Annotated in this window: 15 protein-coding genes; 14 read left to right on the top strand and 1 reads right to left on the bottom strand. The window is 61.8% G+C overall.

The features are described 5' to 3' along the window. Window positions 1-56: 56 nt before the first annotated feature. The 13 genes from BMY67_RS07105 (at window position 57) to BMY67_RS07045 (ending at window position 14,324) form a co-directional block, all read left to right on the top strand. Window positions 57-1,157, top strand: a complete 1,101-nt coding sequence (locus tag BMY67_RS07105; protein ID WP_218144604.1) for a Nif3-like dinuclear metal center hexameric protein — start codon at window positions 57-59, stop codon at window positions 1,155-1,157. Beyond that, the gene (locus BMY67_RS07100) at window positions 1,147-1,899 is read left to right on the top strand and encodes a zinc ribbon domain-containing protein (protein WP_092769938.1); all 753 of its coding nucleotides are present in this window, start codon (window positions 1,147-1,149) and stop codon (window positions 1,897-1,899) included. The genes BMY67_RS07105 and BMY67_RS07100 overlap by 11 nt, the downstream gene beginning before the upstream one ends. Before the next feature lie 228 nt (window positions 1,900-2,127). Further along, on the top strand, window positions 2,128-3,462 hold the full coding sequence (locus tag BMY67_RS07095) for a tetratricopeptide repeat protein (protein WP_143069725.1): 1,335 nt from the start codon (window positions 2,128-2,130) through the stop codon (window positions 3,460-3,462). Between the two features lie 157 nt (window positions 3,463-3,619). Next, window positions 3,620-4,894: an anthranilate synthase component I family protein gene (locus BMY67_RS07090; RefSeq protein ID WP_092769934.1), complete on the top strand. Its 1,275-nt coding sequence runs from the start codon at window positions 3,620-3,622 to the stop codon at window positions 4,892-4,894. A 247-nt stretch (window positions 4,895-5,141) separates the two neighbouring features. After that, window positions 5,142-6,605: a tRNA (N6-isopentenyl adenosine(37)-C2)-methylthiotransferase MiaB gene (miaB, locus tag BMY67_RS07085; protein WP_092769932.1), complete on the top strand. Its 1,464-nt coding sequence runs from the start codon at window positions 5,142-5,144 to the stop codon at window positions 6,603-6,605. 40 nt (window positions 6,606-6,645) lie between these two features. Then, the gene (locus BMY67_RS19830; protein ID WP_394333365.1) at window positions 6,646-6,948 is read left to right on the top strand and encodes a four helix bundle protein; all 303 of its coding nucleotides are present in this window, start codon (window positions 6,646-6,648) and stop codon (window positions 6,946-6,948) included. 155 nt (window positions 6,949-7,103) lie between these two features. Then, complete coding sequence (locus tag BMY67_RS07075) at window positions 7,104-8,426, top strand: sigma-54 interaction domain-containing protein (protein ID WP_092769930.1); 1,323 nt, start codon at window positions 7,104-7,106, stop codon at window positions 8,424-8,426. Window positions 8,427-8,556: 130 nt separating this feature from the next. After that, window positions 8,557-9,015, top strand: coding sequence for an LptE family protein (locus BMY67_RS07070; RefSeq protein ID WP_177189733.1), 459 nt, complete (start codon window positions 8,557-8,559; stop codon window positions 9,013-9,015). Between the two features lie 146 nt (window positions 9,016-9,161). Continuing rightward, entirely contained in the window at window positions 9,162-10,661 is a 1,500-nt protein-coding gene (locus tag BMY67_RS07065) for a hypothetical protein (RefSeq protein WP_092769928.1), read from the top strand. Then, on the top strand, window positions 10,662-11,033 hold the full coding sequence (secG, locus tag BMY67_RS07060; protein WP_092769926.1) for a preprotein translocase subunit SecG: 372 nt from the start codon (window positions 10,662-10,664) through the stop codon (window positions 11,031-11,033). It abuts the gene before it with no gap. 313 nt (window positions 11,034-11,346) lie between these two features. Next, entirely contained in the window at window positions 11,347-11,637 is a 291-nt protein-coding gene (groES, locus tag BMY67_RS07055) for a co-chaperone GroES (RefSeq protein ID WP_092737305.1), read from the top strand. 53 nt (window positions 11,638-11,690) lie between these two features. Beyond that, window positions 11,691-13,337: a chaperonin GroEL gene (groL, locus tag BMY67_RS07050; RefSeq protein ID WP_092769924.1), complete on the top strand. Its 1,647-nt coding sequence runs from the start codon at window positions 11,691-11,693 to the stop codon at window positions 13,335-13,337. A 147-nt stretch (window positions 13,338-13,484) separates the two neighbouring features. Beyond that, complete coding sequence (locus tag BMY67_RS07045) at window positions 13,485-14,324, top strand: aldo/keto reductase (protein WP_092769922.1); 840 nt, start codon at window positions 13,485-13,487, stop codon at window positions 14,322-14,324. Window positions 14,325-14,447: 123 nt separating this feature from the next. Here BMY67_RS07045 and BMY67_RS07040 read toward each other — a convergent pair whose 3' ends face one another. After that, window positions 14,448-16,067: a peptide MFS transporter gene (locus BMY67_RS07040; protein WP_092769920.1), complete on the bottom strand. Its 1,620-nt coding sequence runs from the start codon at window positions 16,065-16,067 to the stop codon at window positions 14,448-14,450. Window positions 16,068-16,325: 258 nt separating this feature from the next. Here BMY67_RS07040 and pckA point away from each other — a divergent pair, with 258 nt between their 5' ends. Continuing rightward, on the top strand, window positions 16,326-17,942 hold the full coding sequence (gene pckA / locus BMY67_RS07035; RefSeq protein ID WP_092769918.1) for a phosphoenolpyruvate carboxykinase (ATP): 1,617 nt from the start codon (window positions 16,326-16,328) through the stop codon (window positions 17,940-17,942). Window positions 17,943-18,075: the final 133 nt, after the last annotated feature.

Here is an 18,075-nt window from a genome sequence, read left to right as displayed (position 1 = left end):
AATTGCCCGCAGCCCCGCATTTTCACTTTTTAACTTTTAATTTTCACATCATAACAATGCCCCAGCTCCAGGATTTGATGCGCGTGCTCGAAGCCGCCGCCCCGCTGGCTTACCAGGAAAGCTACGACAACGCCGGCCTGCAGTGCGGCGACCCGCAGATGGAAGTTCGGGGCGTGCTCATCGCCCTCGACTGCACCCCGGCCGTGGTCGACGAGGCCATCCGGCGCGGCTGCAACGTGGTGGTGGCCCATCATCCGCTCATCTTCAAGCCCCTCAAGCGCCTGACCGGAGCCAACGAGGTGGAACAGACGCTGCTGAAGGCCATCCGGCACGAGGTGGCCCTGTACGCCGCCCACACCAACCTCGACAACGTGGCCCACGGCGTCAACCGCCAGCTGGCCGACAAGCTGGGGCTGGAAAACGGCCGCATTCTCGACCCCAAACCGGGTTTGCTGGCCAAGCTGATAACCTACGTGCCGGCCACTCACACCGCGGCCGTGCTGGCGGCACTTTATGCGGCCGGCGCGGGCCAGGTGGGGCAGTATTCCGGGTGCAGCTTCCGCTCCGAGGGCACGTTCACGTTCACGCCCGGCGCGGGCACCAACCCTTTTGCGGGCCAGCCCGGCCAGCCCCACACCGGCCCCGAGGAGCGCGTGGAAGTGCTGCTACCCCTGCACCGCCAGGGCCCCGCGCTGGCCGCTTTGCGCGCCGCGCACCCCTACGAGGAAGTGGCTTACGAGCTGGTAAAGCTCGAAAACAGCCACCCGGACGTAGGCTCCGGCCTCGTGGGCGAGCTGCCCGAGGCCCTGAGCCCCCAGGAGTTCCGGCAGCGGCTGCGCGCGGCGCTGGGCGTGCCGGTAGTGAAGTACACCGACTTCGGGCGGCCCATCAAAAAGGTGGCGCTATGCGGCGGGGCGGGCTCGTTTCTTATTGGTAAGGCCCGCGCCGCCGGGGCCGACGCCTACGTCACCGGCGACCTGAAGTACCACGAATATTTCGGGGCCGAGGGCCGGCTGATGCTCTGCGACGTGGGTCACTTCGAGAGCGAGCAGTTTACCGGCGAACTGTTCCGGAATTTGCTTGCCGCGAACTTTGGAAGTACTTTTGCGGTCTTAATCGCACAGACCCTCACCAACCCCGTCCGATATGATTTCTAACCCAGCCGCCGCGGAAGTTACCGTTGCCAGCAAACTGGAAGCCCTGCTGCACCTGCAGCAAATTGACTCGCAACTGGACGAAATTCGGCGCGTACGCGGCGATTTGCCCGAGGAAGTGCAGGACCTGGAGGACGAAATTGCCGGCTACGAAGTGCGCGTCAGCAAGTTTGATGAGGAAATTGCCGGCCTCAACGACCAGATCAAGCAGCGCAAGCAGGCCATCAAGGATGCCGACGGCCTGATCAAGCGCTACGAGGAGCAGCAGCAGAACGTGCGCAACAACCGCGAGTACGAGGCTATTGCCAAGGAAATCGAGCTTCAGCGCCTGGAAATCCAGATTGCCGAGAAGAAAATCAAGGAAGCTCAGTACCAGATTGAGCAGAAGAACAACGATATCAGCGGCACCAAGCAGCGCCTGGTTGAGCGCAAGAAGGACCTCGACAACAAGAAAGGCGAGCTGGAAACCATCGTGGGTGAGAGTGAGGCCGACGAGAAGAAGCTTATGGACCAGCGCAACAAGGCTGTGAAACCCATCGAGGACCGCCTGCTGACCGCCTACACCCGCATCCGTGGCAACGTGCGCAACGGCCTGGCCGTGGTAGAGGTAAAGCGCGACGCCTGCGGTGGCTGTTTCAACACGGTGCCCCCCCAGCGCCAGGCCGACATCATCTCGCACAAGAAAATTATCGTGTGCGAGCACTGCGGCCGGATTTTCGCCGATGTGGAAGCTAGGGGCGAATAATTTACTTTGCTTTTGATGAGAACGGCCTCTTCACGGGGGCCGTTCTTTTTTTGTCCTATGGAATTTCCCGCAGAGGTGCGCAGAGGGTTTCGCGGAGGTGCGCTGAGAGCGTGCTGGCTGGTAGCGCTCTGCTCTGCGAACCTCTGCGAAAGCCTCTGCGCACCTCTGCGGGAACCAGCTACCAAACTAACTACTGCCCAAACCCGCGCCTACGCCGAGGTGCTGAACATGCGCCCCGCTGCCGCCCGCGCCCTGCTGGGTTCGGGTACCGACGCCGGCACGCTGCTGGTGCAGGATTGCCTGAGCATCACTGAGCTGCTCGTCAGCCAGGACGCCGCCCGCTTCGGGAGCACCGTGGCCAGCCAGGATACGCGGCTGGAGCAGCTGGAGCAGCAAACCGGCCCGCTGGCTGAGTACGCGGCGGCCGAAATCCGGCTGCATCAGGCGGCGGCCCAGGTTGTGTTCAACCAGGAAGTACGCGGGGCCTGGAGCCTGCGCCGCAGCTACCAGGCCATGCAGCGCGTAACGGAGCGCTACCCCAATTACCTGCCGGCCCGCAAAACCCTGGGCATGCTGCAGTTTTTTATTGGCTCACTGCCCGAGGGCTACCGCTGGTTTCTGCGGCTGCTGGGCCTGCCGGGCTCGGTAGATACCGGCCTGGCCAACCTGCGCCGGGCGGCCACCCAGCCCAACGATTTCCAGCTCGAAGCCCGCCTGGTGCTGGCGCTGCTCGAAGAGACCTACTACAAGAAGCCCGCCGCCGCTCTGGCGCTGGTGGAGAACCTCCACCGCGAGCAGCCCGAAAACCAGCTGGTTACGTTCCTGCTCGTCAGTCAGCTAAAAAAACAGCACCGCACCGACGAGGCGCTGGCCGCCTACCGCGCCCGCCCCAGCGGCCCGGCCTACCTGCCTCTGCCCTACCTGCACCACCTGGCCGCCGACCTGCTGCTCTACCAGGGCCAGTACCCGGCCTCCCGCCGCGAAAACGAGCTGTTTTTGCGGCAGTACCGCGGCCGACACTACCTGAAGGATGCCTATTTCAAGCTGTACCTGGCCTGCTGGCTCGGGGGCGATGCGCCGGCCGCCGCCCGTTACCGCGCCCGCATTGGGTCGGAGGGTCGCACGGTGCTGGAGGAGGACACTTACGCCCAACGGTTCTTCGACGACCCGCAGCCGCTCGATGCCATCCTCACCCGCGCCCGCCTGCAGATTGACGGCGGCTACTACCGTCCGGCCCTGGCCACGCTGGCCACCTTCCGCCCCACCGCCGCCACGCCCCTGCGCGACCAGCTGGAGCACCTTTACCGCCGCGCCCGGGCCCTGCACCTACTCGGCCAGCCCGATTCGGCCCGCGTGCTCTACGCCCAAACCATTGCCCGCGCCGGCCTGGTGCCCTACTACTACGCGCCCCAGTCGGCGCTGCAGCTGGGCTACCTGTATCAGCTGGCAGGCCAGAAGAGCACGGCCAAAGCGTACTTTCAAAAGGCGTTGAGCTACCCCAAACATGAGTACAAGAACAGCACCGATACCAAAGCCAAGCTGGCGCTGGCGGAGCTGAAATAGCACTCGGGTCCAGCGTCCCATGGCTAAAGCCCTGGGCTACGTAGCAGCCGGTGGGCCGCACCGTCACTCGCTCCTGTTCGCTGAATAGCCCTGGGCTTCAGCCCTGGGACGGCGAGGGGGCATTTCTCGTCCCCGCTCCCCATCGTATTTTTACGCCTTGTTGACCGTCCCCCTTACTCAGCTGCCCCCCGATTTCCGCGCCCGCGCCCTGCGCTGGGCTTCCGGTTTCGCGTACTGTGCCTATTACGAGCCCAACGACCTGATCTACCCGAGTGGGCCGTTCCGGCGGGTGCTGGCCGTGGCCGCGGCGGCGCCGGATGCCCCGCGCAACCTGGGTGAGTTGGAGGCCTGGCTGGCCGACGGCGCCGGCAGCGTGGCACCGGCCTGCGGATTTATCGGCTATGAAGTAAAGGATGAGCTGGAGGCGCTTATCAGCACCAACCCCAGCGACCTGGCCTGGCCCATCCTGCACTTCTTTCGGCCCCAGACTTGGCTGATATGGGAGGCGGAAGCCCTGCACCTGCATGGCGAAACGGCGGGCGTGCTGGCCGCCATTGCGGCCACTCCCCTGCCCCCGGTGCCGCCCCCGGCCGTGGCGGCCGTGAGGCCCCGGATGCCCAAGGCCGACTACCTGCGGGCCGTGGAAGCCGTGCGCGAGGACATTCTCAACGGCGAGGTATACGAGCTGAACCTGTGCCAGGAATTCACGGCCGACGCCGGGCAGCTGGACCCGGTGGATCTGTTCGAGCGTCTCAACGCTGCCTCGCCGGCCCCGTTCGCGGGCTTTCTGCGGCACGAAAGCCACTACCTGCTCTGCGCCTCGCCCGAGCGGTTCGTGCGTCGCACTGACGCTGCGCTCCTTTCCCAGCCTATTAAGGGCACCATTGCTCGCGGAGCCACGGCCGAGCAAGACGAAATCCAGCGCCAGACCCTGCTGCAAGACGAAAAAGAGCGCGCCGAGAACCTGATGATCGTGGACCTGGTGCGCAACGACCTCGCCCGGGTGGCCCAGACCGGCACCGTACAGGTGCCCGAGCTGTTCGGCCTTTACCCCTTCCGCCACGTCTGGCAGATGATTTCCAGCATCACGGCCCGGCTGCAACCCGGCCTCGGGGTGGCCGCCGTGCTGCGGGCCACCTTCCCGATGGGCTCGATGACTGGCGCGCCGAAAATCCGGGCCATGCAGCTCATTGAGCACTACGAGCACCGCCGCCGGGGCCTCTACAGCGGCTCGCTGGGCCTCATCTGGCCCAGCGGCGACTTCGATTTCAACGTCGTCATCCGCAGCCTGCAATACCGTTCTGACACGGGCCACCTCAGCTTCCAGGTCGGCTCGGCCATCACCTACGACTCGGTGCCCGAGCGCGAGTACGCCGAGTGCCTGCTCAAAGCCCGGGCTATCCTGGAGGTGCTGGGGGCCGAGGTGAGATAGGGAGATGGTGAAATGGTGAAATGGTGAGTTTGATGTTTTGGGGGCCTAATGGGGCAAGTAGCGCAATCAGGCCCCTGGAACATCAAACTCACCATCTCACCATCTCACCATCTCACCATCTCACCATTTCACCATTTCACCATTTCACCAGCTCACCTTTCCTGCCATTCTGTCATTTTTCACCCCGAAAACCCTACCTTTGCGGTTCTCTGAATTGTGAAGCTGCTGCCTGAAAAAGGCTTACCCGATGGCCCAACCGCTGATTACCTTAGATTTCCTCGACACGCCCACCCTGCCCGCGCCCAGCCCCGACGCCGTGACCCACGCCGACACGCCCTCGGGCGAGGTGCGTGTGAACCCGGCCACCCGCACCGGCCGCGCCCGCAAGCTTTACCTGGAAAGCTACGGCTGCCAGATGAACTTCTCCGACTCCGAAATCGTGTCGAGCATCCTGTTCGACGAGGGCTTCGACACGACCGACTCGCTCGACCAGGCCGATCTGGTGCTGCTTAACACCTGCTCCATCCGCGAGAAGGCCGAGCAGACCGTGCGCATGCGCCTCTCGCAAATCAACAGCTACAAAAAACGCCGGCCCGGCATGCTGGTGGGCGTGCTCGGCTGCATGGCCGAACGCCTGAAAAGCAAGTTTCTGGAGGAAGAAAAGCTCGTCGACCTCGTCGTGGGCCCCGATGCCTACCGCGACCTGCCCCAGCTTATCCGGCAGATTGACGGCGGCCAGAAAGCCGTGAACGTGCTGCTGAGCCGCGAGGAAACCTACGCCGACATCACGCCCGTGCGCCTCAACTCCAACGGCATCACGGCCTTTATCAGCATCATGCGCGGCTGCGACAACATGTGCTCGTTCTGCGTGGTGCCCTTCACCCGGGGCCGCGAGCGGAGCCGCGACGCCCATAGCATCGTGCGCGAGGCCCGGGACCTAGTAGCGGCCGGCTACAAGGAAGTGACGCTGCTGGGCCAGAACGTGGATTCCTACAAGTGGGCCTCGGAAGACGGCACCGAGCAGGTCAACTTCGCCCAGCTGCTGGAGCAGGTGGCCCTGGTAAGCCCCCAGTTGCGGGTGCGCTTCTCCACCTCCCACCCCAAAGACATTACCGACGAGGTGCTGCACACCATGGCGCGGCACGAGAATATCTGCAAATACATTCATCTGCCGGCCCAGAGCGGCAACTCGCGGGTGCTGGCCCTGATGAACCGCACCTACGACCGGCCCTGGTACGAGGAGCGCGTGCAGGCCATCCGCCGCATCCTGGGCGACGACTGCGCCATTTCAACCGACATGATTTCGGGCTTCTGCTCCGAAACTGAGGAAGAGCACCAGGACACGCTCAGCCTGATGGAGCTGGTGCGCTACGACATGGCCTTCATGTTCTTCTACTCGGAGCGCCCCGGCACGCTGGCTGCCCGCAAGCTCGAAGACGATGTGCCGCTGGAGGTAAAAAAGCGCCGCCTGGCCGAAGTAATTGCCCTGCAGAAAGACCACAGCCGCGAGCGAAACGCCCGCGCCGTGGGCCAGGTGCACCGCGTGCTGGCCGAAAACTTCTCCAAGCGCAGCGACGAGCACCTCAGCGGCCGCAACAGCCAGAACCAGGTCATCATCTTCCCCAAAAAACACTACAAGAAGGGCGACTACGTTGACGTATTGGTTAATGAGTCGACGACCAACACGCTGCTGGGCGAAGCCATCGGATAGTTGTCAGTTGCTCGTTGTTAGTTGTTAGTCATCTTTGGATATGGAGAATAGCGCTGAAAGGTCCTACACCGAGCTTGTTGTCTGGCAGAAAAGCAGGGCTTTGGTTGGTACTGTCTATGAACTGACTAAGTGCTTTCCGAAGGAAGAACTTTTCGGTTTGAGCAATCAGCTGCGGCGGGCTGCTGTTTCTATTCCCTCCAACATCGCCGAAGGCTGTGGACGGCAACACACCCGTGACACTCTCCAGTTCTTATTTATTGCCCGGGGTTCCTTATTCGAAGTGGAAACGCAATGTTATCTGGCAACTGACCAGCATTATATATCCACTGAATATATCCACTGACCAATTGCAGCTTGTTTTGACAGCTATTCAGGACTGCAAAAAGCTGCTGCAGGGATTCATTCGGTACTACCGCACGCTTGCACCATCGTCACAAGCGCATGAGGATGCTGTCCCATACCAAACTGACAACGGACAACTAACAACCGACAACTAAATTGACACCTTCCGAAATACAATCTATCAAGCAGCGCTTCGGCATTATTGGCAACGCGCCTTCGCTCAACTATGCCATTCAGGTGGCGGCGCAGGTGGCCCCGACTGATATGACGGTGCTGATAACGGGCGAGAGTGGTTCCGGCAAGGAGTCGTTTTCCAAGATTATCCACGCGCTTTCGCCCCGCAAGCACGGGCAGTTCATTGCCATCAACTGCGGCGCCATTCCCGAGGGCACCATCGATTCGGAGCTGTTTGGCCACGAGAAGGGCTCGTTTACCGGCGCCCAGGAGGCCCGCAAGGGCTACTTTGAGGTAACCAACGGCGGCACCATCTTCCTCGACGAAATTGGCGAGATGCCCCTCGGCACCCAGGCCCGACTGCTGCGGGTGCTCGAAAACGGCGAGTTTATCCGCGTGGGCTCCAGTAAGGTGCAGAAGACCGATGTGCGCGTAGTGGCCGCTACCAACGTGAATCTGCTCGACGCCGTGCGCGAGGGCCGCTTTCGTGAAGACCTGTATTACCGCCTCAACACGGTGCCGATTACGGTTCCACCGTTACGTGACCGGGGCGATGATATCTACTTACTGTTTAGAAAGTTTGCCACCGATTTTTCCGACCGATACCGCGTCAAGCCCATCAGCCTGACGCCCGAGGCGGTGCAGGATTTGCAGCGGTTCCGGTTCCCCGGCAACATCCGCCAACTCAAGAACGTGGCCGAGCAGATGTCGGTGCTGGAGACGGACCGCGAGGTGGATGCCCGCCGCCTGCGCCAGTACCTGCCCGCCGACCAGAGCAGCCGCCTGCCCATGCTGGTGCACGCCGCTGGCACCGGCGCCACCGACGGAGCCGGCAACAGCTACTCGGAGCGCGACCTGCTCTACAAGGTGCTCTTCGACATGCGCCGCGACATGACCGACCTCAAAAAGCTGGTGCTGGAGCTGGCTACCGGTCAGCGCCCCCACGAAACCCAGGAGCTGCTGCGCCAGAACAGCCACCTGTTCAGCACCACGGCCATGACACCCTACGAGGCGGCCGGCGGCCGGCCGCTGCGCTCGGAGGGTGGCAGCAACGAATACATCATCAGCTCGCGCGAGCTAAGCGACGACGACACCGAGTACGAGGAGGAAGAAGTGCAGCGCGTGGAGGACATTGCCCACGAGACGGAGGAAGAAACCCTTAGCCTGGAGGCCAAGGAAAAGGAAATGATTATCAAAGCCCTCAAAAAGCACCACAACAAGCGCAAATACGCCGCCCACGACCTGGGCATCTCCGAGCGCACCCTCTACCGCAAACTCAAGCAGTATGATCTGGAACAAGCGTAATTTTGAGCTGCAAGCTGCAAGCTGCAAGCTGCAAGCCCCTAACACGCGGATTACCATCCCCATGACTTGGTTGCGGCTCATAGCTTGCAGCTTGCAGCTGATAGCTTGTAGCTTTTTAGCTGGTTGCAGCGTGTACTCGTTCAGCGGGACCAATATTGACCCTACTGTTAAAACGATTTCCATTGCCACGTTTGCCAATAACGCCAGCAACGGGCCTTCATTTCTGTCGCAGCAGTTTACCGAGAGCTTCAAGGACTACTTCCAGCGCAACACCAGCCTCAAGCTTGTGCCCCGCGACGGGGATTTGCAGTTTGAGGGTCAGCTGATTGCCTACGATTTCGCCCCAGCCGCCATCCAGCAGACCAACGGCGTCGATCAGGCGGGCGCCAACCAGCTTACTATTCAGGTGCGGGTGAAATTCACCAACAGCAAAGACCCCAAGCAGGACTTCGAGCAGACCCTGCAAACGACCCGCTCCTTCCCCGCCACCCGCGACATTGCCAGCGTCAACAGCGACCAGACGGCGCTCAACGAGCTCTTTCGCAACCTCATCACCGAGGCCTTCAATAAGTCGGTGGCTAACTGGTAATTGCGTTGGGGCTGCATTTTAATGCCCGAATTGCCGTATTGTTGTAACCCGCTTGACCGGCCACGGCCGGGTACTGCGCCCTTTTATTTTTCTGCCCGCAGCCCGCTCCGGGCCTTCAGCCGGCTGCCTTTACTACGCAATTTCGCATGACCCGCGCGTCGCTCTTACGCATACTGGACCACGTAAACGGTATTTCCGATGATGAAATCCGGGAGCTGGAACAGTTGGCCGCGGCCTTTCCGTACTGCCAGACGGCCCACGTGCTGCTGGCCAAAACGGCCCACGACCGCGGCAGCATGCTGGCCGGCCAGCGCCTGCGCCGCGCCGCCACCTACGCCACCGACCGCGAGCTGTTGCGCCAGTTGCTGGAGCGCCCCGTTGCCCCTATCACCGAGCCAGTTCCGGCCAGTGCCAGGGCACAAACTCCCCCGGCCGAAACAGCAGCCCCTACTGCGGCAGCACCAGTTGCGCCAACCGTGCTGGCGGCAGCCGTGCTGGCCGAACCGGTTTCAGCGCCGGAAACCGATTTATTCGCGGTAGAAGTCGTTTCGGCAACCGCCCCGGCAGCTGACACGCCGGCTGAACCCGAGCCCCTGCCCCTCCCCGTTGCTCCGGAAAGCGCCCCGGACACCGAGGCAACGCCGCTGACGGATGACGCCGCCGGGCAGCCGATAAGCACAGAATCGGCCGTTGAAGAAGCTGATTCGGAGGCAGTTGAAACAGCCGCGCTTACGCCTTCAGCAACAGAAATGCCTGCTGATGAGGCTACTCCTGCATACCAAGCGTTGGAGGCCGGGCCGGACGAACAGTTGGCTGCCGCGCCCGTAACCACTGAAGCAGAGGCAACGGCCGACGAGCCCGTTGAGGAAGCCCCTGGTGAAGCTGCAGATCAGGGAGAAGACGAAACTACTGGTGAAGAAGCACAGGAGCCCGCAATAGCAGCTGACGCCAGTGCGTCGACGCCGGTGACGGCTGAAACTGCTGATGAGCTGCTGCCGGCTGTAGCCCCGCCCATCCGTCCGCCGAGTGGCGCCGGTATTTCCCGCTTCGAGTTTGGCCTCGGCGAGTCGCGCCTGCCCGAACCCACGGGCTACCGATTGCCGGGCATCGAAGAGGAAGACGAGGACCCTGTTCTGGAAGAAGATGAGCTGCCTACCTTCCGGACTCCGCCGCCGCCCCGCATTACCGCCCCCTTCCGGGCCGATGCTGAACTGGGCTACGCCCTGAGCGGCGGCAGCCGCCTGGGCTACGACCTGCAGGCCCGCACCTCTGACGGTTTCACGCTTGATTTGCCACTGGAGGCATTTTTTGAGCCCGATGCCCTGCTGCTGGCCCATGCCCGCGCCCACCAGCCGGCCCCCAAACCCTCCTCGCTCGACCTCATCAACCGTTTCCTCAAAGCCCAGCCCCGCATCAAGGCGGGCATGGCCGGCGTGGCGCTGCCCGCGGCCGAGCAGGCCGATTTGTCGGTGCGCAGCAACGCTGCCGCGCCGGCTCTGGCGTCCGAGAGCCTGGCCAAAATCATGGTCCGGCAGGGCAAAACGGCCAAGGCCATCGAAATATATGAGCGGCTGATGGCGAAGCAGCCCGAAAAAATGGCGTACTTTGCCGAGCAAATCCAACAACTGCAACAACCCCCGGAGTAAATGTATTACGTTCTCATTGCCCTGATTCTCGTTATTTGTGTGCTGCTGTCCGTGGTAGTGCTGGCCCAGAACCCCAAAGGCGGTGGCCTGTCCAGCCAGTTCGGCGCGGGCGGCGGCGCGGCCCAGATGATGGGCGTCAAGCGCACCGGCGACCTGCTCGAAAAGCTCACCTGGGGCTTCGCCATCGGTCTGATGGTGCTCAGCCTGGGCTCCTACGTAGTTGGCGGCCACGTGCAGTCGGGCCCCGTACGCAGCATCAACCAGCAGCGCGCCCTTGAAACCCGCATGCCCGCTACCTCGGCCCCGGTGCCCGCCGGCGCCCCGGCAGCGGCTCCCACTACCCCAGCCCCGGCACCCGCCCCGGCCAACTAAGTACACCCGTTTATCCGGCTCGAAAGCCGGTGGTTTCCTTGGGGAAGCCACCGGCTTTTTTTGTTGGCTTTTGTTGGCCCCGGCAGCCCGGATTCTGTAGAAATGCCCGGCTCCGGCGTGCCTACCTGTCCGGCCCGGCGGCTCCGGCTGGCCATTCTCTGCCACGGCTGACACGCTTTGGGGTAAATCTGGCCGAAAACGGGCCGGAATCGTCCATTCTGTCAGGTTTGAGCGGGCTGGCACAGATGATGTAGCACGGCCGGTACCCCTGGTAATTCCAGTTTCTTTCAACTTTTCAACCAAAACGTACACTATGTCGCTTAGCATCAAACCGCTGGCTGACCGCGTTATCATCGCGCCGGCCGCCGCCGAAGAGAAAACCAAATCGGGCATCATCATTCCCGACACGGCCAAGGAAAAGCCCCAGCGGGGCGAAGTAGTAGCCGTGGGCGAAGGCAAGGTAGCCGACAACGGCACCACCATCAAGCCTCAGGTGAAAACCGGCGACCAGGTGCTCTACGGTAAGTACGCCGGCACCGAAATCACCGTCGACGGGCAGGATCTGCTCATCATGAAGGAGTCGGACATTTTCGCCGTCCTGTAGGCCGACGCCGGTTTTTTTCTCTTTCTGAATACTGTTAATTCTCTAGAAATAAGATGGCTAAGAACATCCAATTTGATACCGAAGGCCGCGACAAGCTGAAGCGCGGCGTAGATAAACTGGCTAACGCCGTGAAGGTAACCCTGGGCCCGAAAGGCCGCAACGTGGTTATCGACAAGAAGTTCGGGGCTCCCAGCATCACCAAGGACGGCGTGACCGTGGCCAAGGAGATTGAGCTTTCGGACCCCGTAGAAAACATGGGCGCCCAGCTGGTGAAGGAAGTAGCCAGCAAGACGGCCGACCAGGCCGGCGACGGCACGACCACCGCTACCGTACTGGCCCAGGCCATCTACGCCGCTGGCTCGAAGAACGTAGCCGCCGGCGCCAACCCCATGGACCTGAAGCGCGGCATCGACAAGGCCGTTGTGGCTGTGGTTGCCAACCTCAAGGCTCAGTCGAAGAAGATTGAGAACTCGTCGGAAATTGCCCAGGTAGGCGCTATTTCGGCCAACAACGACATGGAAATCGGCAAAATGATTGCCGACGCCATGGACAAAGTGGGCAAGGAAGGCGTGATTACCGTGGAAGAAGCCCGCGGCACCGAAACCGAAGTAAAAACGGTAGAGGGCATGCAGTTCGACCGTGGCTACCTCTCCCCTTACTTCGTGACCAACCCGGAGAAGATGGAGGCCGAGTTCGAGAACCCCTACGTACTCATCTACGACAAGAAGGTGAGCACCATGAAGGAGTTGCTGCCCGTGCTGGAGCAGGTCGTGCAGACCGGCAAAGCCCTGGTTATCATCTCCGAAGATGTGGACGGCGAGGCCCTGGCCACGCTGGTAGTGAACAAACTGCGCGGCTCGCTGAAAATCGCGGCCGTGAAAGCTCCCGGCTTCGGCGACCGTCGCAAGGCCATGCTCGAAGACATTGCCGTGCTGACCGGCGGTACCGTGATTTCGGAAGAGCGCGGCTACAAGCTCGACGCCGCTACTCTGGAATACCTGGGTCAGGCCGAGAAAATCATCATCGACAAGGACAACACCACCATTGTCAACGGCAAGGGGGAGAAGGAAACCATCACGGCCCGCATCAACGAGATTAAGGCCCAGATCGGCACCACCACTTCCGACTACGACAAGGAGAAGCTTCAGGAGCGCCTCGCCAAGCTCTCGGGCGGCGTGGCTATCCTCTACATCGGTGCTTCGACGGAAGTAGAGATGAAGGAGAAGAAGGACCGCGTAGACGATGCCCTGCACGCTACCCGCGCTGCCGTGGAGGAAGGCGTGGTACCCGGCGGCGGCGTAGCCCTGGTGCGCGCCCTCGATGCTTTGGAAGCCGTTGACACCCTCAACAGCGACGAGCGCACCGGCGTGAACATCATCCGCACGGCCTTGGAGGCTCCCCTGCGCACCATCGTGGCCAACGCCGGTGGCGAAGGTTCGGTAGTGGTGCAGAAGGTGCGCGAAGGCAAAGGCGACTTCGGCTACAACGCCCGCGAGGACAAGTACGAGAACCTGATGTCGGCTGGTATTCTGGACCCGACCAAGGTAACGCGCCTGGCCCTGGAGAATGCCGCTTCGATTGCCGGCCTGCTGCTGACCACCGAGTGCGTGATTTCCGATGAGCCCGAGGACGACAAAGGCGGCGCAGCTGCCGGCGGCGGCATGGGTGGCATGGGCGGCGGCATGGGTGGCATGATGTAATCACTGATTGGCGCTGATTTTTGCGCTGATTACGCTGACGTGAACGTCACCCGTTCTGAAGCTAATAGCAGAAAGCCCCGCTGGATTTCGTCCGGCGGGGCTTTTTCGTGCGTACAGGGCAGCAGTGCTTACTACTTGCTTGATAAAATGGAGAAGAAGATAACTGACATTAAAGGAACGTGGCCGCTGGCTAACGGGGTGGAAATACCCTACCTGGGGCTGGGCGTGTGGCAGGCCGAAGACGGTGCGGAGGTCGTGCAGGCGGTGAAGTGGGCCCTGGAGGCCGGCTACCGCCACATTGATACGGCCGCCGTGTACAAGAACGAGGCGGGCGTCGGGCAGGGTATCCGGGAAAGCGGCGTGCCGCGCGAGGAGGTGTTCGTGACCAGCAAAGTATGGAACACGGACCAGGGCTACGACTCGACGCTGCGGGCCTTCGATGAGTCGATGCGGCTGCTGGAGCTGGACGTGCTCGACCTGTACCTGATTCACTGGCCCGTGCCCGGCAAATACAAGGAAACCTGGCGGGCGCTGGAGCAGCTGTACGCCGACGGCCGGGTGCGCGCCATTGGAGTCAGCAACTTCCTGCAACACCACCTGGAAGACCTGCTGCCAGACGCCCAGGTGAAGCCGATGGTTGACCAGCTGGAGTTTCATCCGTGGCTGGTGCAGCCCGGGTTGCAGGCCTACTGCCGGCAGCACGGCATCCAGTACCAGGCCTGGTCGCCGCTGATGCAGGGCAAGGTGTTCGAGCAGGACGTGGTGAACGATTTGGCCGCCAAGTACGGCAAGTCGCCGGCCCAGATTCTGGTGCGCTGGGATTTACAGCGCGGCGTGGTCACGATTCCCAAGTCGGTGAAGCGGGCCCACATCATCAGCAACGCCGCCGTGTTCGACTTCGAGCTGACCGCCGACGAGCTGGCCTACATCGACAGCCTGGACCGCCACGAGCGCCTCGGCCCCGACCCGGACGTTTTCCCGAAGTAAGCAGCCAGCTGTCGGAAACCAAAAAGCCCCGCCGGACCAAAATCCGGCGGGGCTTTTATGTGGCGCGAAGCTACCGTGTCAGCCAATCGGAAAATCGGCGAAATCACGGCTAATCCGCGAAAATTAGTGATTAACCGGCTCGGCCATCATCTGCGTCAGCTTGCGGTAGATGACGAACAGCACCAGCGAGGCGGCAGCCGAGAGGCCCACGAAAATCATGAAGAACTCGTAGAGGCCGGTGATTTCGAAGCCCACGAAGAACGGGGCGGGCTTGCCGGGCTCGGGGTACAGGGCGCTCAGCACGCCGGCGAACTTGTTGCCGGCGGCCGTGGCCAGAAACCACACGGCCATCAGCAGCGAGGCGAAGCGCAGCGGGGCCAGCTTGTTTACCAGCGCCAGGCCAATCGGCGACAAACACAGCTCGCCGAAGGTGTGCATCAGATACATGGTAATCAGCCAGAACATGCTCACTTTGGTGCTGGCATCCACGCCCTTCACACCGAAGGCAATGATGAGGTAGCCGATGGCCAGGAACATGAGGCCGATGGACATTTTCAGCGGCGACGAAGGCTCGATGCCGCGCTTGCCCATGAAGGTCCAGACCAGCGCGAACACCGGGGCGAACAGGATGATGAACAGGGCGTTAGCCGACTGGAAGTACGAGGCCGGTACGGTGTAGGAACCCAGCTGGCGGTTGGTCTGCTCGTCGGCGAAGAACGTGAGCGAAGCGCCGGCCTGCTCGAACGCGCCCCAGAAGAAAATCACGAAGAAGCTGAGAATCAGGATGACGTAGATTTTCTGCCGCTCGCGGGTCGTGAGCGAGTCGTCGGCCAGTACGGCGACGGGCGTTACAATCATGGCCGCGAACACAAAGGCCCCCACCCAGTCGTAGCTCATGAGCCAGGCAATAGCGCCGTACACGACCACAAACAGGCCAATGAGCATGGGCAGCTTGCTGGCGAAGCTCTTGGCGGCGGGCTGGTCGATGGCTTCGGCGCGCACCGGTCCGTCGGTATCCACCGGCACAACCGGCGACTGGGCCACGGCCTGCTCGGGCTTGGCACCCAGGGCGGACCCGTCGGCGGTTACCACGTACTTGTTTTTGAACAGCTCGAAGGTGAGCGAACCCACCAGCATGCCGATACCGGCGGCCAGAAAGCCCCACTTGAAGTCTTCGGGGTGGCCGGTGTTGCCCAGCGTGCCGCAGACCAGCGGCGAGAAGAACGCGCCCAGGTTGATGCCCATGTAGAAGATGGTGTACGCCGAATCGATGCGGCTGTCGCCGGCCGGATAGAGCGAGCCCACCATCGAGGAGATATTGGGCTTGAAGAAACCGTTACCAAAAATCAGCAGGCCCAGGCCCAGCAGAAAGAGGATCAGCTGCATCTGGGGCGCGGTGGCCTGACCACTCACGTACATCGAGGCCGAGAAGAAAAGCGCAAACTGGCCCAGGGCCATCATCAGGCCGCCAATGAGAATGGAGCGGCGGTTGCCCCAGTAGCGGTCGGCCACGTAGCCGCCCAGCAGCGGCGTCAGGTACACGAGGCTGGTGTAGTTGCCGTAGATAAGCGAGGAGTACTCTTTGTCGAATACCAGCGCCTGCGTCATGTACAAAATGAGCAGGGCCCGCATGCCGTAGTAGCTGAACCGCTCCCACATTTCGGTGGCAAAGAGAACGTACAGCCCCTTTGGGTGCGACGATGAGGTTGACACGAGCTGCTGGGCAGCGGAGGGTGAGTGCATGAAGGGTAACTAATAGATGGGGAAAAGAGAAACGGTCCGGCTGCAACCGGAATGGGGTTGGTAAAACTACAAAAGTTTCCTAACCCGCCCGAAACCCGTTGCGGGACGTTGCCGGCGCCCGGCTGGAAGGGGTGGTTTTACGGCGAATTTTCGCTATCATTTTGGCTTTTCCGGGTTTTTCGTCAGCTTTTTCGCTACTTTTGCCCCTGTATTCCCACGGATTTTTCCACCCAACCCCACACCCGTTTTCGGCCCCCTATGCTAGATACTGCCGCCAACGCCCGCCTCGCCCCTCTGGGTATTTCCACCGCTGCCCAGGTGCACCTCAACCTCTCGCCGGCCGCTCTGGTCGAAGAAGCCCTGCGCCGCAACGAAGGCACGCTCACCGACACCGGTGCCCTGATGGCCGATACCGGCGTCTTCACCGGCCGCTCGCCCAAAGACCGGTTTGTGGTGAAGGATGCCAACACCGCCGACAGCGTATGGTGGGGCGATATCAACATTCCCTTCGACGCCGATAAGTTCGACCAGCTGCACCAGAAGATGGTGAAGTACCTGGAAGACAAGGAGATTTTCGTGCGCGACGCCTACGCCGGCGCCAACCCCGACTACGAGCTGAAGCTGCGCGTAGTGAACGAAATGGCCTGGCACAACCTGTTCTGCTACAACATGTTCCTGCGCCCCGCCGAGGGTGCCGACACCAGCTGGACGCCCGATTTCAGCATCATCTGCGCCCCCGGCTTCGAGGCCGACCCAGCCGTGGATGGCACCCGCCAGAAGAACTTCGCCATTATCAACTTCACCAAGAAGATGATTCTGATTGGCGGCACGGCCTACGCCGGCGAGATGAAGAAGGGCATTTTCGGCGTCCTCAACTACCTGCTGCCCCACGAGCACAACACGCTCAGCATGCACTGCTCGGCCAACGTGGGCGCCGACGGCGACACGGCCGTATTCTTCGGCCTCTCGGGCACGGGCAAAACCACCCTCTCGGCCGACCCCAACCGCGGCCTCATCGGCGACGACGAGCACGGCTGGACGCCCGACGCCGGCATCTTCAACTTCGAGGGTGGCTGCTACGCCAAGGTTATCGACCTGAGCCAGGAGAAGGAGCCTCAGATCTGGGACGCCATCCGCTTCGGCTCCATCGTGGAGAACACCCGCTTCATTGAGGGCACCCACACCGTGGACTACGCCAACAAGAGCGTAACCGAAAACACGCGCACGGCCTACCCCATCAACTACATCGACAACGCCATCGAGCCCTCGGTGGCCGACGCGCCCAAGAACATCTTCTTCCTGACGGCCGATGCCTTCGGCGTGCTGCCTCCCATCAGCAAGCTCGATAAGAGCCACGCCATGTACCACTTCATGTCGGGTTACACCGCCAAGGTGGCCGGCACGGAGATGGGCATTACCGAGCCCCAGACGACTTTTTCGGCCTGCTTCGGTGCCGTGTTCCTGCCCCTGCACCCCACCAAGTACGCCGAGATGCTGGGCCAGAAGATGGACGAGAACCCCGACGTGAACGTGTGGCTCGTTAACACGGGCTGGACCGGCGGTTCGTACGGTACGGGCTCGCGCATGAAGCTCTCGTACACCCGCGCCATGATTACGGCTGCCCTCAACGGCGAGTTGACCAACGTGGAATTCACCAAGCACCCCATTTTCGGGGTGGAGGTGCCGGTTTCGGTACCCGGCGTGCCCACCGAAATTCTGGACCCGCGCAACACCTGGAGCTCCAAGGAGGAGTACGATAAAACGGCCTCCTCGCTGGCCGAGAAGTTTGTGAACAACTTCGGCAAGTACGCTGACTACGCCAACGAAGAAATTCTGGCCGGCGCTCCGAAAGCGCAGGTAGCCGCCGGCGCCTAGGCAGCAGTTGTTTTAGCTTAAAACCGCCCCGCTGGCTTTGTGCCGGCGGGGCGGTTTTTTGTGGCGGAAAGGTTTTTCGGCCGGCCGGGTATTTAGCTGCGTTTACTTGCGCTACTTTTGCGTCCTTATTCGT

The sequence above is a fragment of the Hymenobacter actinosclerus genome (assembly GCF_900111515.1).
Classification (GTDB): domain Bacteria; phylum Bacteroidota; class Bacteroidia; order Cytophagales; family Hymenobacteraceae; genus Hymenobacter; species Hymenobacter actinosclerus.
The sequence above is the reverse complement of the archived record's forward strand: the minus strand, read 5'-3'. Positions and strand labels throughout refer to the sequence as shown.